This window comes from Nocardiopsis sp. NPDC050513, from assembly GCF_044457925.1.
GTDB lineage: Bacteria > Actinomycetota > Actinomycetes > Streptosporangiales > Streptosporangiaceae > Nocardiopsis.
The window spans coordinates 221,257-248,003 of record NZ_JBITHK010000007.1 but is presented as its reverse complement, the minus strand read 5'-3'; the positions used below and the strand labels follow the sequence as shown (position 1 = coordinate 248,003).

At 72.0% G+C, this 26,747-nt stretch carries 17 protein-coding genes and 1 riboswitch; of the genes, 8 read left to right on the top strand and 9 right to left on the bottom strand.

Annotated elements, in window-relative coordinates; genetic code table 11:
• Position 1: 1 nt before the first annotated feature.
• Positions 2 to 646: an ECF transporter S component gene (locus tag ACIBFB_RS15195; RefSeq protein WP_397230354.1), complete on the bottom strand. Its 645-nt coding sequence runs from the start codon at positions 644 to 646 to the stop codon at positions 2 to 4.
• Positions 647 to 718: 72 nt separating this feature from the next.
• A riboswitch (TPP riboswitch) is annotated at positions 719 to 827 on the bottom strand.
• Positions 828 to 1,039: 212 nt separating this feature from the next.
• Complete coding sequence (locus ACIBFB_RS15190; protein ID WP_397230352.1) at positions 1,040 to 3,448, bottom strand: transglycosylase domain-containing protein; 2,409 nt, start codon at positions 3,446 to 3,448, stop codon at positions 1,040 to 1,042.
• A gap of 749 nt (positions 3,449 to 4,197) precedes the next feature.
• Here ACIBFB_RS15190 and ACIBFB_RS15185 point away from each other — a divergent pair.
• From ACIBFB_RS15185 to ACIBFB_RS15160, 6 genes are all read left to right on the top strand, one after another.
• Positions 4,198 to 6,165 carry a maltotransferase domain-containing protein gene (locus ACIBFB_RS15185; protein WP_397230350.1) on the top strand — a complete coding sequence of 656 codons (1,968 nt, stop codon included), beginning with the start codon at positions 4,198 to 4,200 and terminating at the stop codon, positions 6,163 to 6,165.
• A 95-nt stretch (positions 6,166 to 6,260) separates the two neighbouring features.
• The gene (treS, locus tag ACIBFB_RS15180; RefSeq protein WP_397230348.1) at positions 6,261 to 8,315 is read left to right on the top strand and encodes a maltose alpha-D-glucosyltransferase; all 2,055 of its coding nucleotides are present in this window, start codon (positions 6,261 to 6,263) and stop codon (positions 8,313 to 8,315) included.
• 1 nt (position 8,316) lies between these two features.
• Complete coding sequence (locus ACIBFB_RS15175) at positions 8,317 to 9,726, top strand: phosphotransferase (protein ID WP_397230346.1); 1,410 nt, start codon at positions 8,317 to 8,319, stop codon at positions 9,724 to 9,726.
• Between the two features lie 102 nt (positions 9,727 to 9,828).
• On the top strand, positions 9,829 to 12,336 hold the full coding sequence (gene glgB / locus ACIBFB_RS15170; protein WP_397230344.1) for a 1,4-alpha-glucan branching protein GlgB: 2,508 nt from the start codon (positions 9,829 to 9,831) through the stop codon (positions 12,334 to 12,336).
• A gap of 355 nt (positions 12,337 to 12,691) precedes the next feature.
• Positions 12,692 to 14,485: a BTAD domain-containing putative transcriptional regulator gene (locus tag ACIBFB_RS15165; RefSeq protein ID WP_397230342.1), complete on the top strand. Its 1,794-nt coding sequence runs from the start codon at positions 12,692 to 12,694 to the stop codon at positions 14,483 to 14,485.
• Between the two features lie 141 nt (positions 14,486 to 14,626).
• The gene (locus ACIBFB_RS15160; RefSeq protein WP_397230339.1) at positions 14,627 to 16,042 is read left to right on the top strand and encodes an APC family permease; all 1,416 of its coding nucleotides are present in this window, start codon (positions 14,627 to 14,629) and stop codon (positions 16,040 to 16,042) included.
• 41 nt (positions 16,043 to 16,083) lie between these two features.
• Here the strand turns inward: ACIBFB_RS15160 and ACIBFB_RS15155 are convergent, their stop codons facing one another.
• The 6 genes from ACIBFB_RS15155 to rpsB form a co-directional block, all read right to left on the bottom strand.
• Positions 16,084 to 17,265, bottom strand: a complete 1,182-nt coding sequence (locus tag ACIBFB_RS15155) for a pyridoxal phosphate-dependent aminotransferase (RefSeq protein ID WP_397230337.1) — start codon at positions 17,263 to 17,265, stop codon at positions 16,084 to 16,086.
• Positions 17,266 to 17,359: 94 nt separating this feature from the next.
• Positions 17,360 to 18,289, bottom strand: a complete 930-nt coding sequence (locus ACIBFB_RS15150) for a phosphatidate cytidylyltransferase (protein WP_397230335.1) — start codon at positions 18,287 to 18,289, stop codon at positions 17,360 to 17,362.
• 3 nt (positions 18,290 to 18,292) lie between these two features.
• Entirely contained in the window at positions 18,293 to 18,850 is a 558-nt protein-coding gene (gene frr / locus ACIBFB_RS15145; protein ID WP_397230333.1) for a ribosome recycling factor, read from the bottom strand.
• 59 nt (positions 18,851 to 18,909) lie between these two features.
• Complete coding sequence (gene pyrH / locus ACIBFB_RS15140) at positions 18,910 to 19,653, bottom strand: UMP kinase (protein WP_358566149.1); 744 nt, start codon at positions 19,651 to 19,653, stop codon at positions 18,910 to 18,912.
• A 172-nt stretch (positions 19,654 to 19,825) separates the two neighbouring features.
• A complete protein-coding gene (gene tsf / locus ACIBFB_RS15135) occupies positions 19,826 to 20,662 on the bottom strand; it encodes a translation elongation factor Ts (protein ID WP_397230330.1) in 837 nt (278 codons plus the stop codon).
• A gap of 125 nt (positions 20,663 to 20,787) precedes the next feature.
• Complete coding sequence (gene rpsB, locus ACIBFB_RS15130) at positions 20,788 to 21,720, bottom strand: 30S ribosomal protein S2 (protein WP_397230328.1); 933 nt, start codon at positions 21,718 to 21,720, stop codon at positions 20,788 to 20,790.
• 296 nt (positions 21,721 to 22,016) lie between these two features.
• Here rpsB and ACIBFB_RS15125 point away from each other — a divergent pair, with 296 nt between their 5' ends.
• Positions 22,017 to 22,604: a M23 family metallopeptidase gene (locus ACIBFB_RS15125; protein ID WP_397230326.1), complete on the top strand. Its 588-nt coding sequence runs from the start codon at positions 22,017 to 22,019 to the stop codon at positions 22,602 to 22,604.
• Positions 22,605 to 22,679: 75 nt separating this feature from the next.
• Positions 22,680 to 23,270, top strand: a complete 591-nt coding sequence (locus ACIBFB_RS15120; protein WP_397230324.1) for a hypothetical protein — start codon at positions 22,680 to 22,682, stop codon at positions 23,268 to 23,270.
• Here the strand turns inward: ACIBFB_RS15120 and ACIBFB_RS15115 are convergent.
• Entirely contained in the window at positions 23,163 to 26,396 is a 3,234-nt protein-coding gene (locus ACIBFB_RS15115) for a BTAD domain-containing putative transcriptional regulator (RefSeq protein ID WP_397230322.1), read from the bottom strand. The genes ACIBFB_RS15120 and ACIBFB_RS15115 overlap by 108 nt on opposite strands.
• Between the last annotated feature and the right edge of the window lie 351 nt (positions 26,397 to 26,747).

The following is a 26,747-nucleotide window of genomic DNA, read 5'->3' as shown; positions in this document are numbered from 1 at the left end:
GTCAGCCCTTGGCCGACGGGAAGGGGGCCAGCGCGCCGGTCCGGGCGAGCGCCGTGGTGATGAGGCGGGCGCCGACACCGGCGATGACGGCGGCGCTGGCGATGACGATGAGGCCGTAGGCGAGCTTGAACTCCAGCGGCCAGGCGACGTTGTAGGTGATGTTGTCGCGGATGGCGGGGGAGATCCCGGCGACGGCGGCGGCGAGCACGGCCACGCCCATGCCCCAGCGGCGGTAGCCGAAGGCGAGGAACACCAGTTCGGGCAGGATGCCCTGGAGGGTGCCGTCCAGGATCACCATGATCCCCCACTGGGTGCCGAGCACCGCCGAGACGGAGGCGGCGGCGATCGAGGTGAGCAGGGCGGCGCCGGGCCTGCGGATGACGAGGCCGCCCAGCACGCCGGAGATCAGCCACATGCCGTAGACGACGGCCTGTCCGGGCGGGAAGCCCACGAACAGCGGCGTGGTGACCGTCCACACGATGTTCCACAGCCAGAAGACGACGCCGATGGCGACGCCGATCACGGCGGCGACCACGATGTCGACCGTCCGCCAGCCGCGCAGCCGGGTGAGGACGTCCTGCCAGAAGCCGGTGTCGGTGGTGTCGGTGCTCAATTCCTGTCCCTTCGTCGGGTGACGAGGGGTCATGCGGCCAAGAGCGTCCCGGTGGTCGTGCGGCGCGCACCGGAGACGTACCGGTGCGCGGGAGACACGCCACCGGTGACGGTTCCTACGACTTCCTTCGCTGGCACTACCCAGATCAGGTGTGTAAGGGTCTGCGGCGACGGTGCCGCACTCTCAGCGCTCATGCGCTCCCCTGTCGGTTATGCACCATTATGCGGCACATACTGCCTGGCAGTGACACGCACCACCCCGGGCGCACCGGTGGTCCTGCCCGACCGGGGAGCGCCCACCGCGTCGGGTGAACGCCCGGATCCCAGGTCGCCGCGGCGTTCCCGTGTTCTCCGGCCCCCGTGCCGCGCCCGGCGCACCGTGTGTCCGGGAACACCGCGCCCACGGTCCTCACAGTCGTCCCGGGCCTCAACCGCCGGCGGATCCCTCGCTCCGTGTGCCGCCCTCGGCTTCCCCAGCACCGCCGAGACCGCCGACCTCCTCCGAGGCGTCCTCGTCACCTGCGTCGTCGGCGTCCCCGGTGCCGCTCTGACCGCCCTCGGACGTCTCGGCACCTCCAGCGTCTCCCGCTTCCGCGTCGTCCTCGGCCTCCCCAGCGCTCTCCGGGGGCTCAGCGTCGCCAGCACCCTCCGGGGAATCAGCGTTTCCAGCATGCCCCGAGGGCTCAGCATGCCCAGAAGTCCCACCCTCGTCGGAGGCCCCGGTCCTCTCGGCGGCCCCGGCACCGCCGTCTCCGCCGTCACCGGACGACTCGGCGTCCGGGTCACCGAACGCCTTCGGCGAGCCCGCGAACCCCTCCGCCGGGAGCGACGCGGTCGCCCCGCTCATCGTGTCCCGCCAGATCGGACCCGGCAGCGTCCCCCCGTAGACGATCCCGTAGTACCGGCCGCCGATGGTCACGCCCTGGAGCGGGTGCCGCTCTCCGCCGCGCACGTCGCCGACCGCGACCGCCGCCGCCAGGTTCGGGGTGTACCCCGCGAACCACGCGTAGGCGGCCCCGTCGGTCGTCCCCGTCTTGCCCGCCGCCGGGCGGCCGATGCCCAGCCCGTTCGCGGTCCCGCCGTCGAACGGCTCCTGGAGGAGGCGGTTCACCCCGTCGGCCACCCGCTGCTCCACCCTGCGCTCGCACTCGGACCGGACCTCGACGCCCTCCCGGCCCTCCCCCGCGACCACGGCCGTGACCGGCACCGGGACGCAGTGCACACCGCGGGCGGCGAACGTGGCGTAGGCGGCGGCCAGGGTCAGCGGCGAGACCTCCTGGTCCCCCAGCGTGAACGAGCTCCACACCCCCAGCGGCTCGCCGTCGGCCCGGTGCACACCCGCGCGCTCGGCCATCGTCGCCGTCTCGCACAGACCCACCTTCCGCTGCAGCTGGGCGAAGTAGGTGTTCACCGACCCCCGCGTCGCGCTGACCATGGTGTGCGACCCCGAGGAGCTCTCCCCCACGTTGCGCACGTCCCACGGTTCCATCCGGCCCCCGTCGCAGTTCCTCAGGCCGCTGATCGAGATGGTTCCGGGCGACCGAAAACTGGTCCCGTAGCCCATTCCGGCGTCCAGCGCGGCGGCGAGGGTGAACGTCTTGAACGTCGATCCCGCCTGGTAGCCGGTGGTGCCGCCGTCGCGCCGGTCCACCGCGAGGTTGATGGCGGTCGTGCCCGGGTCCGCCTCGTCGAATCCGTACCGCAGGTTCTGGGCGAGCGCCCGCACCCGCCCGGTCCCCGGCTCGACCACCGCCTCGGCGGCGAACCGCGTCGAACCGTCGCTCGGCACGTGCCGGTCGACCGCCTCCTGGGCCGCGGCCTGCATCCGCGGGTCGAGTGTGGTCCGCACGGTGATGCCGCCCTGGCGCATCACCGCGAGGCGCTCCTCCTCGGTGCCGCCGAGCACGTCCGTGCGCAGCAGCCAGCGCGTGACGTAGTCGCAGAAGAACGGGTACTCGCTGTGGTAGCAGCTCCCGCCGCGCGGTGTCGGCGCCAGCCCGAGGTCCCCGGCCAGGTACCCGTCGGCTTCGGCCCGGCCGATCCGCCCGACGGCCACCATCCGTTCCAGGACGAGGTCGCGCCGTTCCCGGGCGGCCCCCGGGTTGGTCAGCGGGTCGTAGTAGGAGGGCGCCCGCACCAGGCCGACCAACGTAGCGGCCTGCCCCGGGTCCAGGTCGGCGGCGGGCACCGAGAAGTACCGCCGCGCCGCGATCTCGATCCCGTGCGCGCCCGCGCCGAAGTAGGCGAGGTTGAGGTAGCCCTCCAGGATCTCGTCCTTGGCCAGCCGCCGTTCCAGACCCACGGCGTACCGGAGTTCGACCAGCTTGCGCGCCAGGCTGCGCTCGCTCGCCCGGGCCGCCTCCTCCTCGGTGTCCGCGGACTCGATGAGCAGGTTCTTCACGTACTGCTGGGTGAGGGTGGACCCGCCCTGCGTGTCGCCCAGGACCGTGAGCACGGCCGCCCGCAGGACACCGCGCGGGTCGAACCCGTGGTGCTCGTGGAACCGGTCGTCCTCGATGGCGAGGAGGGCGGCGGGGACCCAGGGACTGACCTCGTCCAGGGAGACCACCTCGCGCTCGCGCTCGGCGATCTCCCCGAACGGCCGCCCGTCCACGTCGGTGAGCACGACCCGCTCCGACAGGTGCGGCACCTCCAGGTCGGCCGGCATCGCCATGAAGAGCGCGGCGGTGTCGCGGCCGAGGACGCCCAGCGCCCCGGCCCACGGTAGGACCAGGGCCGCCGCCAGCACCCCGGCGAGCACCGACACACTGAGCAGTCGCGCCAGCGCGCGCGGCCTCCCCGCGCGCGATGCTCCCCTCCCCGTCGAACCCGCCACGTCGCCCCCTCACGCCGTGTTGGCCCGCTCCGCGCACGGCGGGTCACGGGCTCCGCGCCGACCACCCTCCCAAGGCGACCGCAAAGGGAGGACCGACATTTCGGGCGTGTCTCCGAAAAGCTTCCTCAATCCATGGCAAAGCGCGCACATCGACCATCCGTAGCGCACACCAACAAAACCACGTCATCGACGCGAAGCAGCCCCGAAACGACTCGACATCAAGAGGAATCCAGCACAGGACCGGCCCTCGTCGGCCCGGGACCGAATCCGATGCAAACGCCTCCAGGGGGACACGCCGGACCGCGGGGGATGTCCGGAATGGGGCCCAGGCAACCAGAGCCGCATTCGATCACCCCTACCCAGGGCGGCTCGGAGTCCAACATGACCGCGGAGTTTTCCGACTTATCTCCAGAGAACTCCATGAACCCCCCACAGAGACCCCCGCATCCGCTGTTGCACTATGCCCCGTTTGTGAAGTTTACCCAGGTGAAACCAGCCAAATACCAGGCACGGGGTCGCAGGGCTAGTGTGATGAGGATCACATAAATTATCCGGCCCCGACACTCCGCCAAACCCCACAAGAGGGCAGACGATAGACAGCGGAGGGCACCGAAGCCGTAATCCGGACACTTTTGTCCGGACTCTTCGTTAACCCTGCCTTTCGTTGTATTAACAGCACGTTATTTCCACTCGGGAACCAGCCACCCACAGCCCATAACGCCCGAACCACGACAATTACGGTGTAGCCAGTGATCGGACGCCTGCCCATACTCGACATCTCTCCAGACAACGATCTCGGTCCCGTGAAAGCCGTTCCCGGAGAACGCTTCACCGTGGCCGCGACGGTCATCCGCGAGGGCCACGACTCCCTCGCGGCCGGGGTGGTCCTCCACTCGCCCGAGGGCCGTCGCGAGGCGCTCGTGCCCATGCGCGAACGCGTCCCCGGCACCGACCGCCACGAAGCCGAGGTCCGCCTGCCCCGCGAGGGCGCGTGGTCGTTCTCGATCGAGGCGTGGACCGACCCCTTCACGACCTGGCACCGCGCCGCCCTGGTCAAACTCCCGTTGGACCAGGACACCGAGGTCGTACTGGAGGAGGGCGCCCGCCTCCTCGCCCGCGCGGGCCGCCGCGTCCCCCGCACGCCGGCGCTGACCAGGGCCGCGAAGGTCCTGCGCGACACCTCGCTCCCGCCCGCGGAACGCTTCGCCTCCGTGACGGCCGAGGTCGTCGAGGCGATGGCGGCCCACCCGGTCCGGCAACTCGTCACGCGTTCCAAGCGGACGCGGGTGGTCGTCCACCGCGAACGCGCGCTCTTCGGCTCCTGGTACGAGTTCTTCCCCAGGTCCGAGGGCGCCCATGTCGACACCGCCCCCGGCCACGAACGCTCCGGCACCTTCGCCAGCGCCGCCAAGCGGCTGCCCGCCATCGCCGACATGGGCTTCGACGTCGTCTACCTGCCGCCCATCCACCCCGTGGGAACCACGCACCGCAAGGGGGCGGGCAACGCCCTGACCGCCGCGCCCGGCGAACCCGGGTCGGTCTGGGCGATCGGGTCGGCCGACGGCGGCCACGACGCCGTCCACCCCGACCTGGGCACCCTCGCCGACTTCGACGCGTTCGTCGCCGAAGCGGACGGGCACGGCCTGGAGATCGCGCTGGACCTGGCGTTGCAGTGCTCCCCCGACCACCCGTGGGTCACCGAGCACCCCGAGTGGTTCGCCCACCGCGCCGACGGCTCCATCGCCCACGCCGAGAACCCGCCCAAGAAGTACCAGGACATCTACCCGCTGTGCTTCGACACGGATCCCGACGGCATCCACGCCGAGGTCCTGCGGGTGGTCCGGCACTGGATCGACCACGGGGTGCGGATCTTCCGGGTCGACAACCCGCACACCAAGCCGGTCGCCTTCTGGGAGCGCCTGCTGGCGGACGTCGCCCGCGAGCACCCCGACGTCCTGTTCCTGTCCGAGGCCTTCACCCGCCCGGCCATGCTCCGGACCCTGGCCAAGGTGGGCTTCCACCAGTCCTACACCTACTTCACCTGGCGCAACGGCAAGGAGGAGATCCAGGACTACCTCACCGAACTCAGCCAGGACACGGCCCACTACCTGCGCCCGAACCTCTTCGCCAACACACCCGACATCCTGCACGCCTACCTCCAGCGCGGCGGGCGGCCCGCCTTCGCCGTCCGCGCCGTCCTGGCGTCCCTGCTCTCGCCGACCTGGGGGATCTACTCCGGGTTCGAACTGTGCGAGAACATGCCCGCCGCGCCCGACAGCGAGGAGTACCTGGACTCGGAGAAGTACCAGTACCGCCCCCGCGACTGGGCGGCGGCCGAGACGTCGGGCGCCACCCTGAGCGGGCTGATCACCACGCTCAACCGTCTGCGCCGCGCACACCCGGCCCTGCGCGAGCTGCGCAACCTCCGCTTCCACCACGTCGACCGGCCCGAGCTCCTCTGCTTCTCCAAGCACCGGCCCGCCGAGCGTCCGGGCGACCCCGACGACCTGGTCATCGCGGTCGTCAACCTCGACCCGCACCACGCACGCGAGGCGACGGTGCACCTGGACCTGCCGTCCATCGGCCGCACCTGGGAGGAGGAACTCACGGTGACCGACGCGCTGTCCGGCCAGACGCACGTCTGGCGTGCGGACAACTACGTCCGGCTCGACCCGGCGACCGCCCCCGCGCACGTCTTCACCACCTCCGGCAGATAGCGGCCCCGGACGGAAGGGGGTCGGCCACCGCGCCGGCCCCCGGTCCGGAACGCCCGTTGACCCGATGTCGAACCTTTCTTGGTGGGGAGCAGTTGATGAGCACAGACGAGCCCGGACCGGACGGCCCCGGTCACGCCGAACACGGTCCGCTCGCCCCAGCCACCGGGGCCGCCACCGGCCCGCTCATGTCCTCGGGTGGTACCAGTGACCCGCACTGGTACAAGCACGCGGTCTTCTACGAGGTCCTCGCCCGCGGCTTCTTCGACTCCAACGGCGACGGCACCGGCGATCTCGCCGGACTGGTACAGAAACTGGACTACCTCCAGTGGCTGGGCATCGACTGCATCTGGCTGCTGCCGATGTACCAGTCCCCGTTGCGCGACGGCGGGTACGACATCTCGGACTACTTCTCGATCCTCCCGGAGTTCGGCACGACCGCCGACTTCGTGGAACTCCTCGACGAGGCGCACCGGCGCGGCATCCGCGTCATCACCGACCTGGTCATGAACCACACCAGCGACCAGCACCCGTGGTTCCAGGCCTCCCGCACCGATCCCGACGGGCCCTACGGCGACTTCTACGTGTGGTCCGACACCGACGACCGCTACGACGGCGCCCGGATCATCTTCGTCGACACCGAGACGTCCAACTGGACCTACGACGAGGTCCGCGGCCAGTACTACTGGCACCGCTTCTTCTCCCACCAGCCCGACCTCAACTTCGAGAACCCGGCCGTCCAGGAGGCGATCCTGGAGGTCCTGCGCTACTGGCTCGACCTCGGCATCGACGGGTTCCGCCTGGACGCCGTGCCCTACCTCTACGAACGCGAGGGCACCAACTGCGAGAACCTCAAGGAGACCCACGAGTTCCTCAAGCGGGTGCGCGCCGAGGTCGACCGCCTCTACCCCGACCGCGTGCTGCTGAGCGAGGCCAACCAGTGGCCGTCCGACGTCGTCGACTACTTCGGCGACGTCGAGTCGGGCGGCGACGAGTGCCACATGAACTTCCACTTCCCCCTCATGCCGCGGATGTTCATGGCGGTGCGCCAGGAGCAGCGCTTCCCGATCTCGGAGATCCTCGCCCAGACGCCGAAGATCCCGAGCGCCTGCCAGTGGGCGATCTTCCTCCGCAACCACGACGAGCTGACCCTCGAGATGGTCACCGACGAGGAACGCGACTACATGTACGCGGAGTACGCCAAGGAACCGCGCATGCGCGCCAACGTGGGGATCCGCCGACGGCTCGCCCCTCTGTTGGACAACGACCGGGACCAGATCGAGCTGTTCACCGCCCTGCTGCTCTCGCTGCCGGGCTCGCCGATGCTCTACTACGGCGACGAGATCGGCATGGGCGACAACATCTGGCTCGGCGACCGGGACGCGGTGCGCACCCCCATGCAGTGGAGCTCGGACCGCAACGCCGGATTCTCCCGGGGCGACCCCGCCCGCCTCTACCTGCCGCTGATCATGGACCCGGTCTACGGCTACCAGGCGATCAACGTGGAGTCGCAGCGCGACAACCCCGGCTCGCTCCTGCACTGGACGCGCCGGATGATCCAGATCCGCAAACGCCATCCCGTGTTCGGCGCCGGGTCGTTCACCGAGCTCAACGCCACCAACCCGAGCGTCCTGGCGTTCATCCGCGAGCACGGGGACGACCGCGTGCTGTGCGTCAACAACCTCTCCCGGTACCCGCAGCCGGTGGAGTTGGACCTCGCGCGCTACGCCGGGGTCAGTCCGGTGGAGTGCGTCGGCGGCGTGCGGTTCCCGGAGATCGGCGAACTGCCGTACCCGCTCACCCTGCCCGGACACGGCTTCTACTGGTTCCAGCTGCCCGCGGCGGCCGCCACCGGAACGCACGTGCGGGACCACGACGGTGTGCCGTCCTACGGCCTGCCCGCGGCCAGTGTCCGCGTCCGTCCCACCGTCGCGGGCCCGCTCGTCCGGGAGGACCGCGACCGGCCCCGCGGCGCCGGCCACCGCACGACAGTCACCACGACGTCCGGCATCCCGACCGATCGCGTCACCGCACACCACGACGGCGCTCCCCCGGCGCCCGTGTGGTCCGCCGCCCCCGTTCCGGGGACCGCGGACCCGGTGGCGGAGCGCTCGGACCGGGGCGGTGGCGGGAAGGGAAGCGGGGCTGCCTGACATGTCCAAACTCGAAGAACTCCTGGCCGCCTGGCTGCCCCGGCAACGCTGGTTCTCAGGCAAGGGGGTGCCCATCCACGACCTGCGCGTGGCGGGCAGACACACCCTGAGGGCCGCGCGCGCGGACGCGCCCAGCCTGGACGTCCTCGTCGTCGAGGCCCAGCAGCGGGGGCGCTACTCGCGCTACCAGGTGCTGTTGGGCTCCCGGCCGCCCCGGTCCCTGCCGGGCGAGCTGGCGGCCGAGACCATCGGGGTGTGCCGCGTGGCGGGAGGCCGTCCGCGCGCGATCTACGACGCCTCGCACGACCGGGAGCTGAGCGCCGTCCTGCTCGAACGGTTCTCCGCCCCGGCCACGCCCGGGGACACGGCGGGGGTCCGGTTCCGGACCCTGCCGGGGGCCCCGGTCCGGGTCGGCGCGCACGGCCGCGTCCTCACCGGCGAGCAGTCCAACACGTCCCTGGTCTTCGGCGAGGACTACGTCCTGAAGACCTTCCGCAGACTCTGGCCGGGCCGCAACCCGGACCTGGAGTTGACCATGGCTCTGACGGGTTCCCCGTACGTGGCGCGCACGTGCGGGTGGATCGAGGCCGACCTGCCCGGATACCGGGAGCCCACCACGCTGGCGATGCTCCAGGCCTACGTGCCGCAGGCCACGGACGGCTGGGTCCTCGCCACCCGGAGCGTGCGGGCCCTGGTGGGCGGGGCCACGGCCGACGGCGAGTCCGCGTTCGCCGCCGAGGCCGAACGCCTGGGCCGGACCACCGCCGAGGTGCACCGCTCCCTGGCGCGCACCCTGCCCACGGACGTGCTCACACCGGTCGCGGCGGCCGAGCTCGCCGAGGCCATGATCGAACGCCTGGCCATGGCCAGCGCCGAGGTGCCGGAGCTCGCCCGGCACGCGCCCCAGGTGATGGAGGCCTACACCGAGTTCGCCCGGGTCCGTGAACCGCTGCCGATCCAGCGCACCCACGGCGACTACCACCTGGGCCAGGTGATCCGCACGGCCACCGGGTGGGTGCTGCTCGACTTCGAGGGAGAGCCCACGGTGTCGGTCAGCGAACGCCAGCGCCTGGCCAGCCCGCTGAGGGACGTGGCGGGCATGCTCCGGTCCTTCGACTACGCCGCCGGCTACCTGCTGGTCCGGCACCCGGACGACCCCGCGCTGGAGTGGGCGGCCCGCTCCTGGTCCCGGCACAACCGGGCGGCGTTCTGCGCGGGGTACGCCGACGCGGGCGGCCCCGACCCCGACAAGCACCTGACGGTCCTGCGCGCCTTCGAGTTCGACAAGGCCGTCTACGAGGTCCTGTACGAGGCACGGAACCGGCCGAACTGGCTGAGGGTGCCGCTCGACTCCATCGCCGCGGCCGCCTCGGGCGCCACCGCGGCGGCGGCGCCTCCCGTGCCCGGCTGACCCGGGACCGCGCGGCGACCTGCCGCCACCCCGCCGACCGGGGTGGCGGCCCCGCGCGGCGCCACCCATCCGACCGACCACCACGACCACGACGGAGCCGTCTTGACCACGCCGGAACCGCGTCCGCGCACCCGAAAGACCACATCGACCGAGGACACCACGGCCGCCAAGGGAGCCAGGAGCACGAAGGCCGCGAAGGCCACGAGGACCGTGAAGGCAGCGGACGCTCCCGAGGCGGCGAAGTCCGCCAAGGCCCAGAAGACCGCGAAGACCGCGGACACTCCCGAGGCGACCGGGACCAGGAGGGCCGCCGGGGTCCGGAGGAGTGCCGCCCGGTCGGACGCCGCGAAGGCGGCCACGGCCACCGCGCGCAGGCGTCCCGCCCGCCCGGCCTCCGCGCGGCGCGCCGCCGGGGCCGCCCGGGCGTCGACCGACTCCGCGCTCCTCGCCGCCGTCGACCGCGTCGTGGACGGACACCACCACGACCCGCACTCGGTGCTCGGCGCCCATCCCGACGGCGCCGGGGGCACGGCGGTCCGCGTCCTGCGGCCCGGTGCCCTGGAGGTGGGCCTGGTCCTGGGCGACGGTAGCCGCGTCGCCCTGGCCCACCTGCACCGCGGCGTGTTCGCGGGCACGCTTCCGGCGGGTCCGGACGGCCCCGCGGACTACCGGGTGGTGGCCCGGTACCAGCCCGGCGGCCCCGAGGTGACCGCCGCCGACTCCTACCGGTTCGCCCCCACCCTGGGCGAACTCGACCTGCACCTCATCCGTGAGGGCCGGCACGAGGAGCTCTGGCGCGCGCTCGGCGCCCACGTCCGAACGATCGACACTCCGATGGGGGAGGTGTCCGGGACGGGGTTCGCGGTGTGGGCCCCGGACGCGCGCGGAGTCCGCCTGATCGGAGACGCCAACTACTGGAACGGTGAAGGCCACCCCATGCGCAGCCTGGGGGCCAGCGGCGTGTGGGAGCTGTTCGTCCCGGGCGTGGGCGAGGGCGCCCTCTACAAGTTCCAGGTGCTCGGCTCCGACGGGCACTGGCGCGACAAGGCCGACCCGATGGCGCGCCGGACCGAGTGCCCTCCCGCGACGGCGTCGGTGGTGACCGCCTCGACGCACGCGTGGGGCGACCAGACGTGGATGGCCGAACGCAAGGGCAAGGAGTGGCACCGCGCTCCGATGAGCGTGTACGAGGTGCACCTGGGGTCGTGGCGGCCGGGCCTCGGCTACGCGGAGCTGGCGGACGAGCTGGTCGAGTACGTGTCCGACCTGGGGTTCACGCACGTGGAGTTCCTGCCGGTGGCCGGTTACCCGTACGACGGCTCGTGGGGCTACCAGGTGACCTCCTACTACGCGCCCACGCCGCGCTTCGGCTCCCCGGACGAGTTCCGCCACCTGGTGGACTCCCTGCACAGGGCCGGGATCGGAGTCCTGCTGGACTGGGTCCCGGCGCACTTCCCCAGGGACGAGTGGGCGCTGGCACGCTTCGACGGGAGCGCGCTGTACGAGCACCCGGACCCGCGCCGGGGCGCGCACCCGGACTGGGGCACGCTGATCTTCAACTACGGGCGCACCGAGGTGCGCAACTTCCTCATCGCCAACGCGCTGTACTGGCTGGAGGAGTTCCACGTCGACGGGCTGCGGGTGGACGCGGTGGCGTCGATGATCTACCTGGACTACTCGCGCGACTCCGGCCAGTGGGAACCGAACGCGTTCGGGGGGCGGGAGAACCTGGAGGCGATCGACTTCCTCAAGGAGCTGAACACGACCGTCTACCGGCGCAACCCGAGCGCCATGATGATCGCGGAGGAGTCGACGGCCTACCCGGGCGTGACCCGGCCGGTGGACCACGGGGGGCTCGGGTTCGGGTTCAAGTGGAACATGGGGTGGATGCACGACACCCTGGAGTACGTCAAGAAGGAGCCGATCCACCGCCAGTACCACCACGACGAGGTCACGTTCTCGATGGTCTACGCCTACAGCGAGAACTACGTCCTGCCGCTGTCGCACGACGAGGTGGTGCACGGTAAGCAGTCGCTGCTCAACAAGGCGCCGGGGGACGAGTGGCAGCGGACGGCCACCGTGCGGGCGCTCCTGGGCTTCATGTGGTCGCACCCGGGCAAGCAGCTGCTGTTCATGGGCGGGGAGATCGCCCAGGGGGACGAGTGGTCGCACGAGGCCGGGGTGCCGTGGTGGCTGCTCCAGTTCGACCACCACGCGGGGGTGCGCCGACTGGTCAGGGCGCTCAACGAGGCCTACCGGCCGCGGTCGGCGCTGTGGTCGCTGGACACCGAACCGGCGGGCTTCCGGTGGCTGGACGGCGGTGACCGCGAGGGGAACACGCTGTCGTACCTGCGCCACGGCGAGGACGGTGCGGTGCTGGCCTGCGCGGTGAACTTCTCGCCGGTGCCGCGCCCGGGGTGGCGGGCCGGGCTGCCGGCGGGAGGCCGGTGGAACCTCGTGCTCAACACCGACGAGGAGCGGTTCGGCGGTTCGGGCTACACGGTGCCGACCCGGGTGAACGCCGAGGACCGGGAGTGGCACGGCCAGCCGTTCTCGGCCGAGATCACGATCCCGCCGCTGGGCGCGGTCTGGTTCGAGCCCCAGCGGTAGGAGCGGCGGCAGGAGAGCCTTCGCCGATGGCCGGGGACGGGCACCGTCCCCGGCTCCGGAGCCGCGCCCGGAAGGGGACCCGGCGCCCGTCGCCGTCCGGTCGTGTGCGAGTCGAACGGGGGGACCGCGCGCGCCGACGGGCGGCTCCGCCCGCGGCCGCCGAGGTGCGCGCGGTCCTCGCGGGGGTCCTGTCCGCCCGTCGGCCGCGAGCCGCCAGGGGCCCACCGCTCGGCTGGCCCGATGTGGCCACGTCGAACGTGGACATCAGATAACGGTACCCAATACCATTCCCATTGTAAACATCTGACGACAATGCGTGACATTCGTCGTTTCCGTCTACACGTGGGAGGCTGACGTGCCCTTTGTGATCCTGGGCCCGCTGGGCTATGAGGATCCGAGCAGATGGATCAGAGTCCCCCAGGGCAACTCGGCCGTCGTCCTGGCGATGCTGCTCGTGAACTCGGGGCGGGTGGTCCCGGTCGACTCCCTCGTCGCCGAGGTCTGGGGCGACATGCCCGTGGAGACGGCGCGCAAGCAGGTCCAGATCCTCATCAGCGGCCTCCGCCGCCGCCTGTCGCCCCTCGGCGACGTCATCGGGACGGTCGCCACCGGGTACACGCTCAGCGTCGGCGCCGAGGACGTCGACGCCCGGGTGTTCGAGCGGCGCGTCACGGAGGCGCGCACCGCCGTCGGACAGGGCGAACCCCACGTGGCCGCCAGACTCTACCGGCAGGCCGACCGGTTGTGGCGCGGCCCGGCCGCACTCGCCGACGTGCGGACCGACACCCTGGAGGTGGAGGCCCTGCGCCTCGCCGACCTGCGAGGACAGGCCGTCATGGAGCGCGTCGACGTCGAGCTGGAGCTGGGATGGCACGACACGCTCGCCGTCGAACTCGACCCCCTCGTCCGGGAGGACCCGCTCAACGAACGGCTGCGCGGACAGCTGATGCTGTCCCTGCACCGCGCGGGACGCCACGCCGAGGCCGTCGAGGTCTACCAGGACGGCCGGGAACTCTTCGAGGAGACCGTGGGCCGGCCCCCCGGCGCCGGACTCCGACGGCTCCACCAGCGCATCGTCCGCCACGACGCGAACCTCGTCCGCACGGGCGACCGTCCCCGTCGCATACCCCGGGACCTGCCCGCGGGTGCCTGCCGTCTCATCGGCCGTGACGCGGAGCTCGCCACGATCCGCAGGGCGCTCACCGCCGAGGCTCCGGACGCGGTCTCGGCCGTGTGCGTCACGGGGCGCTCCGGGATGGGCAAGACCGCCCTGGCCGTCGCCGCCGCGAACGACCTCGCCTCCGTCTACCCCGACGGCACCCTGTACGTCGACCTGGCCCGTGAGCCGGACCCCCACCGCGTCCTCACCGGGTTCCTCCGGGACCTCGGCGTTCCCGACGCCGACATCCCCGGGGACCCCGACCGCCTCACCGAGGCCTTCCGCCGGGCCACGGCCGAGCTCCGGGTCCTGGTCGTCCTCGACGGGGCGCCCTCCGCCGATCTCGTGGAGGTCTTCCTCCCCACGGGGTGGGGCAACGGCATGATCATCACCAGCCCTGTCGCCCTGGCCGAGCTCTCGGGGGCCGTCCGGGTCCCGCTCGGAGCGCTGTCGCCCTCCGCCTCACGCGCCTTCCTCGCCGAGGCCGTCGGGGGGCGGCGTGTCGAGGCCGAACCGGAGGCCGCGGGCGCCCTCGCCCACCTGTGCGAGGGGTTTCCCCTCGCGCTGCGGACCTTGGGGGCGCGGCTGGCCGCCGCCGACCACCGTCCCCTGCGCTGGCTGCTCACCCGGCTCGCGGACGGGGACGGGCCGCTGGACGGGTTGGGCTTCGGCGCGCTCTCGGTGCGCGCGTCCCTGGCGGCCACCCATTCCCTGGCCACCGAGGCGCAGCGCCCGCTCCTTCGGCGGCTCGCCGAGCTGGGGCCGCGCGGCTTCGGCGCCGAGGACGCGGCGCACCTGGCCGGGATCCCGCTCCGCGAGGCCGAGGACCTCCTCGACCAGCTCGCGTCCCTGCACCTGCTCGACACCGACGACGGAACGACGTTCCGTTGCCCGCGGCTCCTCCTGGCCTTCCTCGCGGAGCACCGCCCCGCGCGAGCCGGTTCCGGGTCGGAGCGCGACCAGGCCGGGTGCACCGCCTCCGCTCCCTGACCCCGCACGCGCGCCGACCGGTCGTCGCCCTGACAGGGTGTACAAGAACGCGGAAGATACTGACCAGTACGGCTCTTCCCTTCGCGGCTTCCACGTGCTGGGCTTGCCTGCACCACAGGCCCGACCCCCAGGGAGCCCTCCATGAGCGACAGCGGAACCGGATTCGTCAAGGTCCTGGGAAGGGGTGACGTCCTCGCCCTGGCCTTCGGCGCGATGATCGGCTTCGGCTGGATCGTGCTGACCGGCGACTTCGTCGACGCGGCGGGGACCGCGGGCGCGGCGCTGGCGTTCGTCGGCGGCGGCGTGGTCATGGCGCTCGTCGGCCTCACCTACGCCGAGCTCGTCTCCGCGATGCCGCACGCCGGCGGGGAACACCACTACGCGATGCGCGCGATCGGCCCGCGGGGAGCGTTCGTCGCCTCCTGGGCGATGGTCCTCGGCTATGTGTCCGTCGTCGCCTTCGAGGCCGTCGCCGTCCCCCAGACCCTCGTCTACCTCCTCCCGTCCATGGCCTCCGGGCACCTGTGGACGATCGCCGGGTACGACGTCCACGCCAGCCTGGTCGCGGTCGGGGTGGTGACCGCCGTGGTCATGACGGTCGTCAACTACGTCGGCATCCGGCCGGCCAGCGTCCTCCAGACCGTCGCCGTCCTGTTCCTGCTGGCGGCCGGAGCCGCGATGGTGACGGGCGCCCTCGTCGGCGGGTCCGCCGAGAACATGCGGCCGCTCTTCACGGGGGGTGTCCCCGGCGTCCTCGCCGTCATGGTGGCGGTCCCGTTCCTGTTCGTGGGCTTCGACGTCATCCCGCAGTCCGCCTCCGAGATCAGGCTGCCGCAGCGGTTGGTGGGCACGCTCCTGGTGGTCTCGGTCCTCTGCGCGACCGCGTGGTACGCGATGATCATGCTGACCGCGGGCAGCGGGCTCTCGGCCGCCGACCTCGCCGACTCCGACCTCGCCTCCGCCGACGCCATGGCGGCCCTGTGGAACAGCCCCGCCATGGGCGACGTGCTCGTCCTAGGCGGGATCGCGGGCCTGCTCACGAGCTGGAACGCCTTCCTCATCGGCGGCAGCCGCCTCCTCTACGCGATGGCGCGGTCCCGGATGCTCCCGGCGTGGTTCGGACGCCTGCACCCGAGGTTCCGCACTCCGTCCAACGCGATCCTGCTCATCGGGGCGCTGTCGGCCGCGGCCCCGTTCTTCGGCCGGCCGATGCTCGTGTGGCTGGTGGACGCGGGCGGGTTCAACATCGTGGTCGCGTTCGTCATGGTGATCGTCAGCTTCCTGGTGCTGCGCCGCCGCGAACCCGGCATGGAGCGTCCGTTCCGCACCCCCGCCGGCGTCCCGGTCGGGTGGGCGGCGCTCCTGCTCTCCCTCGGCCTGCTCGTCCTGTACACGCCGTGGGGGCCCGCCGCGCTGGTCTGGCCCTCCGAGTGGCTGATGGTCGGCGTGTGGTGGCTGGTGGGCCTGGTTCTGATCGTCCGCCTGCCCAGTGTCGCGCCGGGACCGGATGCCGAACGCGAACTCGTCGAGGCCATGGACGCCCGCGCGAGGACGTGAGGCGCGGGGCGGGGAGAGGAGTCCCTCCCCGCCCCCGCCGCTCATCCGTCGCCCTTGCGCCAGCCGGTCAGGCGCGCCACCGCCTCGTCCAGCACCTCGTCCCGCTTGCAGAACGCGAACCGCAGCAGGTGCGCGCCCTCCTCCTGGCGGTCGTAGAAGACCTGTGCGGGCACCGCCGCCACCCGGGCCTCGCGGGGCAGGGCCCGGGCGACGTCGACCCCGTCCCCGTACCCCAGCGGGCGGATGTCGGCCATGAGGAAGTACGTGCCCTCGCACGGGTGCACGTCGAAGCCGGCCCCGCGCAGCCCGGCGGCCAGCCGGTCCCGCTTGGCCTGGAGCGCGGCCCGCTGCGCCTCGATCCACTCGCCCTCGTGGTCGATGGCGTCGGCGACGGCCAGCTGGAGCGCGCCGTTGGCGGAGAAGGTGAGGAACTGGTTGACCGTGCGCACGGCGCGGACCAGCGGCTCCGGCCCCATGACCCACCCGGTCTTCCAGGCGGTGACGGCGAACATCTTGCCCGCCGAGGACACCGTCAGCGTCCGCTCCCGCATCCCGGGGAACGTCGCCAGAGGCACGTGCGGCAACCCGTCGAAGGTGAGGAACTCGTACACCTCGTCCGTCAGCGCGATGAGGTCGTGCTCACGGCACACCTGGGCGATGGTCTCCAACTCGTCGGCCGTGAACACGGTACCCGTCGGGTTGTGCGGCGAGTTCACGAGGATCATCCGGGTGCGCGGCCCCACCGCGGCGCGCAGCTCGTCGGGGTCGAAGGTGAACGCGCCCCTGTCGGGGTCCGGCCGCAGGGTCACCGGCCTGCGCACGCCTCCGGCCAGGGAGATCACGGCCGCGTAGGAGTCGTACATCGGGTCGAAGACGATCACCTCGTCGCCGCGCTCCACCAGGGCGAGCAGCGACGCGGCGATCCCGGCCGTGGCGCCGACGGTCACGTAGACCTCGGTGTCCGGGTCGAGTTCGACGCCGTAGTGGCGCGCGCGGTAACGGCTCACCGCCCGCCGCAGCTCGGGCCGCCCGGGTCCCGGCGGGTACTGGTTCACCCCGTCGAGGATGTGGCCGGTGGCCGCCTTCAGCAGGGATCGGGGCCCGTCGGTGTCGGGGAACCCCTGGCCGAGGTTGACGGAGTCGGTCTCGACGGCCAGACGGGTCATCTCGGCGAAGACGGTCTCACCGTAGGAGCGCATGCGTTCGATCAACGGTTCATCCACGCACCGAGCGTATCCGCCCGAACGCCGACGCGGTGGACCGCCCTCCGGAGGACCCCCGTGACCGGCCGGTCCGCGGGAGGGGCGTGTCCACGGGTCAGAGCAGGACGCCGAGCACCACCCACACCACGGGCGCCGCGATCAGCAGGGAGTCCAGGCGGTCCATCAGCCCGCCGTGCCCCGGCATGAAGCTGCCCATGTCCTTGACGCCGAGGTCGCGCTTGAACAGCGACTCGATGAGGTCCCCCACCGTGGCCGCCAGCACCACCGCGAGCCCCAGCACCACGCCGACCCACCAGGGCCCGTCCAGCATCAGCACCACGCACAGGGCACCGGCCACCGCGCAGCCGACGACCGAGCCCCCGAAGCCCTCCCATGTCTTGTTCGGGCTGATCACGGGCGCCATCTTGTGCCGTCCCAGCAGGATCCCGGAGAAGTACCCGCCGATGTCGCTGGAGATCGTCACCACGATGAACGTCACCAGGCGGAACTGCCCGTCGTCGGGATGCGAGATGAGCAGCTGCCACGTGCCCAGGAGGAAGGGCAGGTAGACGAGGGTGAACAGATTGGCCGCCGCGTCGGCGACGAACCCCTCGGAGCCGCCGCGCAGCCGCCACACGAGCAGCGCGATCGCGGTCAGCGCGGTCGCTCCGACGAGCCATTCGGTCCCGCCGAAGTAGGCGCAGACCTGCATGGCGACACCGCCGACGGCCATCGGGACCAGCGCGAGGCGCATGCCCTTGCCCGCGAAGGCCCGGTTGACCTCGCGCAGGCCGATGAGCACCGCCAGCGAGGTGATGATCGTGAACAGCTGGGGCCAGGGGAAGATCGAGAAGAACACGAGTGCGCCGAGGACGCACCCGCTCGCGATGGCCACCGGGAGGTTGCGACCGGTCTTCACGGGCTCACCTCCCGGCTTGTGCAGCACGAAACGCTGTCCGGCGGCCTGGTCGGCGGACGAACTCTCGTCGGGTCTGTGCTCCGGCGAGAGGTCGTCGCCTCCGGAGCCGCTGGAAGGAGTGGTCACCGACTAAACCTCGAGCAGTTCCGCTTCCTTGTGCTTGAGCAGCTCGTCGATCTTGGCGACGTAGGTGTGGGCGAGCCTGTCCAGTTCGGCCTGGGCGCGGTGCGCCTCGTCCTCACCGAGCTCGCCCGCCTTCACGCCCTTCTCGAACGCGTCCTTGGCGTGACGGCGGATGTTGCGGATCGAGACCTTGCTGTCCTCGGCCTTGGTCCGCGCGACCTTCACGTACTCCTTGCGGCGCTCCTCGGACAGGTCCGGGAAGACCACGCGGATCACCTGGCCGTCGTCGGAGGGGTTGACGCCCAGATCGCTGTTGCGGATGGCGTTGATGATCTCGGTCCGCGAGTTGACGTCGAACGGCGAGATGACCACCATGCGCGGTTCGGGAACCGAGAACGAGGCCAGCTGGTTGATCGGCGTCCTCGCACCGTAGTAGTCCACGGTGATCTTGTTGAACGTCGCGGGCGTCGGACGACCCGTGCGGATCGTGGAGAAGTCCTCCTTGGCGACCGTGACGGCCTTCTCCATCTTCTCCTCGGCCTCGAGGAGGGTCTCTTCGATCATTGTCAGCGCTCCCGGATTCGACTCTGGTGTTCGTGGCTTGCTGGGGTGGCGCGCCCGCGTCAGGCGGGGGCCGGTCCGACGATGGTGCCGATCTTCTCACCGCGCACGGCGCGCAGGATGTTCCCCTGGCTCATCAGGTCGAACACCACGATGGGCAGCCCGTTGTCCATGCACAGGCTGACCGCCGTGGCGTCCATGACCTTGAGGCCACGGGTGAGGACCTCGTTGTAGTTGAGCTTGTCGAACTTGACCGCGTCCGGGTTGCGCTGGGGGTCGGAGTCGTAGACGCCGTCGACCTGGGTGCCCTTGAGGACCGCCTGCGCTCCGATCTCCAGCGCGCGCTGGGCGGCCGTGGTGTCGGTGGAGAAGAACGGAGCGCCCAGACCGGCGCCGAAGATGACCACACGGCCCTTCTCCAGGTGGCGGACGGCGCGGCGCGGAATGTAGGCCTCGGCGACCTGGCTCATGTGGATCGCGGTCTGCACACGGGTGTCCACGCCGAGGCGCTCGAGGAAGTCCTGCAGCGCGAGGCAGTTGATGACGGTGCCGAGCATGCCCATGTAGTCGGCGCGGCCGCGCTCGATCCCGCCCTCGGTGAGCTGCGCGCCGCGGAACATGTTGCCGCCGCCGACGACGACGGCGACCTGGATGCCCTCGGAGACGGCCTCGGCGATGGACTCGGCGACGTACTGGACGACCTCGGGGTCGATGCCCAGACCGCCGCCGCCCGCGAAGGCCTCTCCGGAGAGTTTGAGCATCACACGCTTCCAACCGGAATCGTGCATGGCTGTTGCGGTGCTCATCGCGTTGTCCTCCGACACGGCCCTTGGCCTCCCTTGTCATCCCCGAGCGGCACAGGGACCCCCGAGTAGCTCCTGCCGCGGGCGGACGCCGCACTGTGGCGTCCGAACCCGCCCGAATCCGCCGAAGGTGCCGGGGAGCACTCTCCCCGGCACCTCCATCATGTCAAAACCCCTAGGCCTGGCCGACCTTGAAGCGGACGAAGCGCTTGACGTTCACGCCGGCCTCGTCGACGACCTTCTGCACCGTCTTCTTGCTGTCCTTCACGAACGGCTGGCCGAGGAGGGTGACCTCCTTGAAGAAGCCGTTGACGCGGCCCTCGACGATCTTGGGGATCGCCTGCTCGGGCTTGCCCTCCTCGCGGGTGGTCTGCTCCGCGATGCGGCGCTCCTTCTCCACGACCTCGGCGGGGACGTCGTCCTTGCCGACGTACTGGGCGGCCAGGGCGGCCACCTGCTGGGCGAGGTCCTTGCCCACCTCGGCGTCGGCCTTGTCGAGCTCGACCAGAACACCCATGGTGGGCGGCAGGTCGGGGTCGGACTTGTGCAGGTAGCTGGCGACGAAGGCGCCGTCGAACTTGGCGAGGCGGCGCAGCTCCAGCTTCTCGCCGATGACGGCGCCCTTCTCCTCGATGAAGGTCTGGAGGCTCTTGCCCGGCTCGATCTCGGCGGCCGCGATGGTCGCGAGGTCGTCGCCGTCGGCGGCGGCGACGAAGTCGGCGACCTGGTTGGCCAGCGCGATGAACTGGTCGTTCTTGGCGACGAAGTCCGTCTCGCAGTTGAGCTCGATCAGGGTCGCCTTGCCCTCGCCCTCCTGCTTGAGGACGACCATGCCCTGGGCGGCGGTGCGCTCGCCGCGCTCGGCCTGCTTCTTGGCGCCCTTGATACGGAGGGCCTCGACGGCCTTGTCGAAGTCGCCGTCGGCCTCGGTGAGGGCCTTCTTGCAGGCCATCATGCCGGAGCCGGTCATGTCGCGCAGCTTCTTGACGTCCGCGGCGGTGAAGTTCGCCATGACTGTTCTCGGATTCCCTTGGAGTGGAGCGTCGGTGGACTGGGGTCCCGGGCGGCACCCATGGACCCGCGTGAGCCGCCCCACCCGTGTTCGGTGGGGCGGCGGGGTGGGACGGACCCGGAGCCCTACTCGGCGGAGGCCTCGGGGGCCGGGGTCTCCTCGGCGGCGGGCTCCTCGGCCGGAGCGGCCGGGGCCTCGGCGACCGGGGCCTCAGCTGCCGGAGCCTCGGCGGCCGGAGCCTCAGCCGGGGCGGCCTCGGCGGAGGCGGCCTCGCCCTTGCCCTCCAGGAGCTCGCGCTCCCACTCGGCCAGGGGCTCCTCGGCGGCGGCCTTCTCCTCACCGGCGGCCTCGGTGCCGGCGGCACCGGAGCGGGCCAGCAGGCCGTCGGCGACGGCGTCGGCGACGACGCGGGTGAGCAGGCTGACGCTGCGGATCGCGTCGTCGTTGCCCGGGATCGGGTAGTCGACCTCGTCGGGGTCGCAGTTGGTGTCCAGGATCGCGACGACCGGGATGTTCAGCTTCCGGGCCTCGCTGATCGCGATGTGCTCCTTCTTGGTGTCCACGATCCACACGGCGCTGGGCACGCGGGACATGTCGCGGATACCGCCGAGGGTGCGCTCCAGCTTCTCCTTCTCACGGCGGAGGTTGAGGAGCTCCTTCTTGGTGAGCGAGGAGCCGGCGACGTCGTCGAAGTCGATCTCCTCCAGCTCCTTGAGGCGCTGGAGCCGCTTGTGGACGGTGGAGAAGTTGGTGAGCATGCCGCCCAGCCAGCGCTGGTTGACGAAGGGCATGCCGACGCGGCGGGCCTGCTCGTCGATGGCCTCCTGCGCCTGCTTCTTGGTGCCGACGAACAGGATCGTGCCGCCGTGGGCGACCGTCTGCTTGACGAACTCGTAGGCCCGGTCGATGTACGCCAGCGACTTCTGGAGGTCGATGATGTAGATGCCGTTGCGCTCGGTGAAGATGAAGCGCTTCATCTTCGGGTTCCAACGGCGGGTCTGGTGCCCGAAGTGAACGCCGCTCTCCAGGAGCTGGCGGATCGTCACGACTGTGGCCATGACCTGGTCCTCCTTGCGGTGGCGGAGTGTGCACTCCGCCGTCGGTTGTGCCTGACGCCCCGGCCGTACCGCCACCCCGCCGAAGCGGTGTGGACCGTGGGTGCGGCCCCTCCCGGGGGAGGCGCGTGGACGTGCGAATTGTGGTCGGCCCGATGGGCCGCAGACGATTCTATCGTCCGTCGGGGATACACAGGACCTGCGCTCTGTGCATGGGGATCTACCGCCCGTGGACACGTTGTCCACAGCTTGCCGAGTCACCCTGGCGGACCACCCCCGTCCCCCCGACCCTGGACGGTATGAGCCCTCTCATCCGTCTGCTGCTGGCCGTCTGCCTTCTGCTCTTCCCGCTTTCCCCGGACCGAACCGCGTGGCGGTGGCCGCTGGAGCCCCCGGTGACGGTGCTGCGCGGCTTCGACCCGCCCGCCCGGCGCTGGCTCCCCGGCCACCTGGGCGTGGACCTGGCGGCCGAACCGGGAGAGGAGGTGTACGCGACCGGCCCCGGACGGGTGCACTTCGCCGGGCCCGTGGCGGGGACGCCCCTGGTGAGCGTGGTCCACGGCGACCTGCGCAGCACCTATCTGCCGGTGGACTCGGCGCTCTCCCGGGGCGACCCGGTCGACGCCGGTGAGGTGATCGGGACGGTCGCGGACGGACCGACGCACTGTGCGGACCGTACCTGCCTGCACTGGGGCCTCCTGCGCGGCCCGGCTCACCTGGACCCCCTGGCGCTCCTCGGCCACGGCGAGGTCCGACTGCTGCCCCTCGGCACGCAGGCGCGATCCGTCCGTCTCCGGGGGCGCACGGGGCGGGCACGGCCCCCACGACGGCTGCTCCGCCACGGCCCCGCGCGGACGGTGTCAGCGGCGTGTCAGGAACTCCTGTGATCGTGCCGTGCATGGACAGCGGCGCCACGGCCGCTTCCCGGTTCCCGACACGACCGCCCCGGCAAGGAGACCTCCATGGCCACCGCTTCCCAGACCGCCCACGGCCGCACCCGCCCCCGCGTCGTCACCGCCGCCGCGGTCCTGCACTGGGCGATCGCGCTGGCCTTCCTCAGCATCCCGCTCATCGGGCTGGTCTACGGCGCCGACGTCCAGGCCGCGGCCGAGGCCGAGACCGCCCGCCAGGGGCAGGACCCCGGTGTCCTGGCGGAGCACGGACTCGCCTTCGACGAGACCGGCGCGGCCCTGTGGGCGCCGGTCTCCATCGCCGCCCTGGTCGCGGCGGTCGGAGCGACCGTCCTGGCCGGAAAGCGCTTCGGGCGCGTCCTGTCGTGGATCTTCCTCCCGCTCGTCCTGATCGGGAACGGCCTCATCATGGCCAGCAACGCCGCCGCGGCCGACACCGTCCAGACCCTCTTCGACGAGTCCGGCGACCCTGCTCTGCAGAGCCTCGACGCCGGTGCCCTCCTCGACGCCGCCTACAGCGCCTACCCGGGCTGGCTACCCGCCGTCGAATCCGCCCGCTTCGCGATCGTCACCCTCGGCTGCCTGGTCGCCGTCGTCCTGCTGGCCCTCCGACCGGCCCGGACCCACTTCCGCAAGGCGTAGATCCCGCAGCGGACGCGAGAACGAGACCTTCAGCGCGGCGCCGGGCTCCAGCTCGGCGCCGCGGCGGCGGTGTTCGTCGAACCCCCGCGCCCCGAGCAGCGCCCGGGCGCGCTCGGCCGTACGCAGCGGCGCGTCGTAGCCCCGGCGGTCCTCGGTCCCGAGCACCCCCGCGGCGACCCCGAGCAGGAACGCGGCCCGCCCGGCGTGCCCGCCGTCGACCGCGACGGCGGCGTACATCCTCGCCACCTGCGCGATGTCCGGTCTGGCCGCGGACTCCACCCCCTCCACCATCACACCGTCGAGCAGTCGCAGGGCCGTCGACCCGTCGCCGTCCATCAGGGCCATCAGGGCCCGCAGGACCGCGCTCCACACCCGCACCCGTGCCACCAGCGCGGTCGCGGCGAACCCGGTCTCGGCCGCGGCGAGTTCGCGTCGGGCCTCCTCCCAGGAGCCCGTCCGCGCCAGCAACTCGGCCGCGGCGAGTCGCACATACGCCGTCGTACGCGGTTCCCGACTCGTCTCGGCCCACTCCCACGCTCTCGCCAGCGCGGCCTCGGCCTGTCCGAACGCGCCCCCTCTCGTGTGCGCCACGGCGAGTTCGGCCCAGACCTCGGCGGCCTCGCTGTCCACGCCGAGCTCCTCGACCGCCGCCGCGGCGCGGTCGAGCGCGGCCACCGCCGTGTCCCGCTCCCCGAGCCGCGACCTGTGCTCGGCCAGGACCCGCAGCGCCGAGGCCAGCCCGTAACGCTCGCCGATCAGGTCGAACTCCCGCCGGGCCCGCTCCACCCGGTCGAGCGTGTCCGGGCCGAACTCGGCGTCGGCCGTCGACATCAGCAACGTCATGCCGCGCTCCCAGGCGGACATGTCCCCGACGGGCGCCGCGGGGGCGGCGTCACCGGCGCCCTGCGTGAACGCCGACGCGATGACGAACAGCTCCCGCCCCAGCGCGTCGGCCGGTCCACCGGCTCCCCGGCCCGAAGCGACCCCCTCGACGATCGCCGTCACCCCCGCCCCGAACTCACCCGACTCGAAGAGCAGGACCCCGCCGAGCACGGTCGTCACCGCGGCAAGTGCGCCCTGGTCAGGCGTGTCGGCGGTCATCCCCAGGACCCTCCGGGTCCAGCGCGTCCGCTCGGTGCTCAGACCTCGCAGATGCCAGAACCAGAACATCGCCGCCACCAGGCGCACGCCGAGCTCGGCGTCCCCGGTGTCGACGGCGAACCCGAGGGCGGCGAGCACGTTGTCGTGCTCGGCGTCGAGCCGCCGCAGCGCCTCCACCTGCGCGGCCCGCCGCGACGCGGAGTCGGCCCGCTCCGCGAGCCCGGCGAAATGGTAGGCGTGCTCGCGCCGCACCTCCTCCCCCCGGCCGCTCTCCCCCAACCGGTCGAGCGCGTAGGACCGGATGGTCTCCGACATGCGGTACCGGTCGCCGACGCGCTCCACGAACGACTTGTCCACCAGCCCCGCCAGCGCGTCCACGTCCCCGACGCGGTCGATCGTCGCGCCTCCCGGGTGCGCGGCCATCCGCATCGCCGACGCACGCTCGGTCTCGGACAGCAGGGCCCAGCTCCACGCGATGACCGACCGCAGCGTGCGGTGCCGCGGCGCCGACGTCCTCGGCCCGCCTCCGAGCAGCGCGAAACGATCGTCCAGTCTGGCGGCGATCTGGTGGACGTCGAGCGCGCGCATCCGGGCGGCCGCCAGCTCGATCGCCAGGGGCAGGCCGTCGAGCCTGCGGCAGATCTCGACCACCGCGGCGGCGTTGCCCTCGTCGATCGTGAAGTCGGGGCGCACCGCGGCAGCGCGTTCGCGGAACAGCCGGACAGCGGGGCTGTCCGCCGAGTCCCCGACGCCGTCGGGCCGCTCGGGCCAGCGCAGCGGGGGGATCGGATACAGGTGCTCGCCGCCGACGGAGAGGGCCTCGCGGCTCGTGGCCAGCACCCGCAGGCGCGGGCACGTGCCGAGCAGCCGGTCGGCCAGCTCGGCGGCCGCGTCGACGAGGTGTTCGCAGTTGTCCAGGACCAGGACCGCGCACCGGTCGCCGAAGTACTCCTCGAGCCGCCCGACCGCGTCGTGCTCCGACCGCTCCAGCAGCCCGACCTCTCGGGCGCCGATGGCCCGCAACACGGCGGGAGCGACGTCGTGCCCGTCGGCCACCGCCGCGAGCTCGACCATCCAGACCCCTTCCGGGGTCGGCCCGTCGCCGTCGCCCGCGCCGAGGCGCCGTGCGGCCTCCACGGCGAGACGGGTCTTCCCCGCACCGCCGGGGCCGGTGACCGTGATCAGCCGGGTGGAGCCGGAACGCAGCGCCCCGGCCAACGCGGTGACGTCGTCGTCGCGCCCGACGAAGCTGGTCAGCTGGGCGCGCAGGTTCGAACGGGGCCGTTCCCCGGTCGAGCCCCCCTCTCCGGGCCCGGTGCGCGGTTCGTGCCGAAGGATCCGCAGGTGCAGGTCGCCCAGCTCGGGGGAGGGATCGAGTCCCAGGTCGTCGGCCAGGCGACCACGGGTCCGCTCGTACGCCGCCAGGGCGTCGGACTGGCGTCCGGCCGCGTACAGGGACCGGATCAGCAGCATCTGCCAGCGCTCGTCCAACGGATGCGCCTCGGCCATCGGGCGCAGCTCGTCGAGCACGTCGAGTCCGGCGGCGAGCTCGATCGACAGGCGTTCCCGGGTCGTCGACGCCCTCACCTGGTCGAGCCTGACCGCCTCCGCTTCGGCGAACCGGAGTTCGGTCAGCCCCGCGAGGGCCGGACCACGCCAGAGCGCCTCGGCCTCCCGCAGGGCGGCCAGGTCGCCGAGTGTGCGACCGTCCTGGGCGAGCCGGTCGAAACGGACGATGTCGACGTCGGCCGGATCGATGACCAGCCGGTATCCAGGCACCCGCCGCTCGATCCTGTCCGCACCGATCGCGCGGCGGACCCGTGAGACCAGCGCCTGGAGGGCGTTGGCTCCCCCCGCCGGAGGCTCGTCGCCCCAGACGGCGTCGGTCAGGGCGTCGTCGGACACGACACGCCCCGGTTCCAGGGCGAGCCGGGCAAGGAGCGCACCCACCCTGACACCGGCGACGTCGACGGGGCGATCGTCGTCGCACCGTACTTCCAGGGGACCCAGCAAGAGCACTCGCATAGCAACGGGAAGCCTAGCCGTCGCGGGGACGCGCCCCGGCTCCGGCCAGCGTGCGGGCCCCATGTGCGGCGTCAGCCGTCCCGGGGCCGCGGCGCGGGATCCCCGGAGCCGCGGTCGGCGTCCTGCACGACGACTGGGAGACCCACGCCTGTCACGGCGTCACCAGCGTCGACAACCCGCTGCCGACCCCATGCGCCCGGTCCGCGCCGAGCGGGTCGAACTGCACGCGCCGGTGCGTCACCACGTCCCGGAACTGCGGCTGAGGGACGAGGGGCCACCGAGGGACTGAGGGTGACTCACCTGCTCGACCACACCTCGGGCCTGGACCGGAACCTCATCTGCGACACCGGC

Coding starts and splice junctions, on each gene's coding strand:
- frr (WP_397230333.1), bottom strand. CDS start 18,850: ATGATCGAAGAGACCCTCCTCGAGGCCGAGGAGAAGATGGAGAAGGCC.
- rpsB (WP_397230328.1), bottom strand. CDS start 21,720: ATGGCCACAGTCGTGACGATCCGCCAGCTCCTGGAGAGCGGCGTTCAC.
- pyrH (WP_358566149.1), bottom strand. CDS start 19,653: ATGAGCACCGCAACAGCCATGCACGATTCCGGTTGGAAGCGTGTGATG.
- ACIBFB_RS15120 (WP_397230324.1), top strand. CDS start 22,680: ATGGCCACCGCTTCCCAGACCGCCCACGGCCGCACCCGCCCCCGCGTC.
- ACIBFB_RS15175 (WP_397230346.1), top strand. CDS start 8,317: ATGTCCAAACTCGAAGAACTCCTGGCCGCCTGGCTGCCCCGGCAACGC.
- treS (WP_397230348.1), top strand. CDS start 6,261: ATGAGCACAGACGAGCCCGGACCGGACGGCCCCGGTCACGCCGAACAC.
- ACIBFB_RS15195 (WP_397230354.1), bottom strand. CDS start 646: ATGACCCCTCGTCACCCGACGAAGGGACAGGAATTGAGCACCGACACC.
- tsf (WP_397230330.1), bottom strand. CDS start 20,662: ATGGCGAACTTCACCGCCGCGGACGTCAAGAAGCTGCGCGACATGACC.
- ACIBFB_RS15160 (WP_397230339.1), top strand. CDS start 14,627: ATGAGCGACAGCGGAACCGGATTCGTCAAGGTCCTGGGAAGGGGTGAC.
- ACIBFB_RS15125 (WP_397230326.1), top strand. CDS start 22,017: ATGAGCCCTCTCATCCGTCTGCTGCTGGCCGTCTGCCTTCTGCTCTTC.
- ACIBFB_RS15115 (WP_397230322.1), bottom strand. CDS start 26,396: ATGCGAGTGCTCTTGCTGGGTCCCCTGGAAGTACGGTGCGACGACGAT.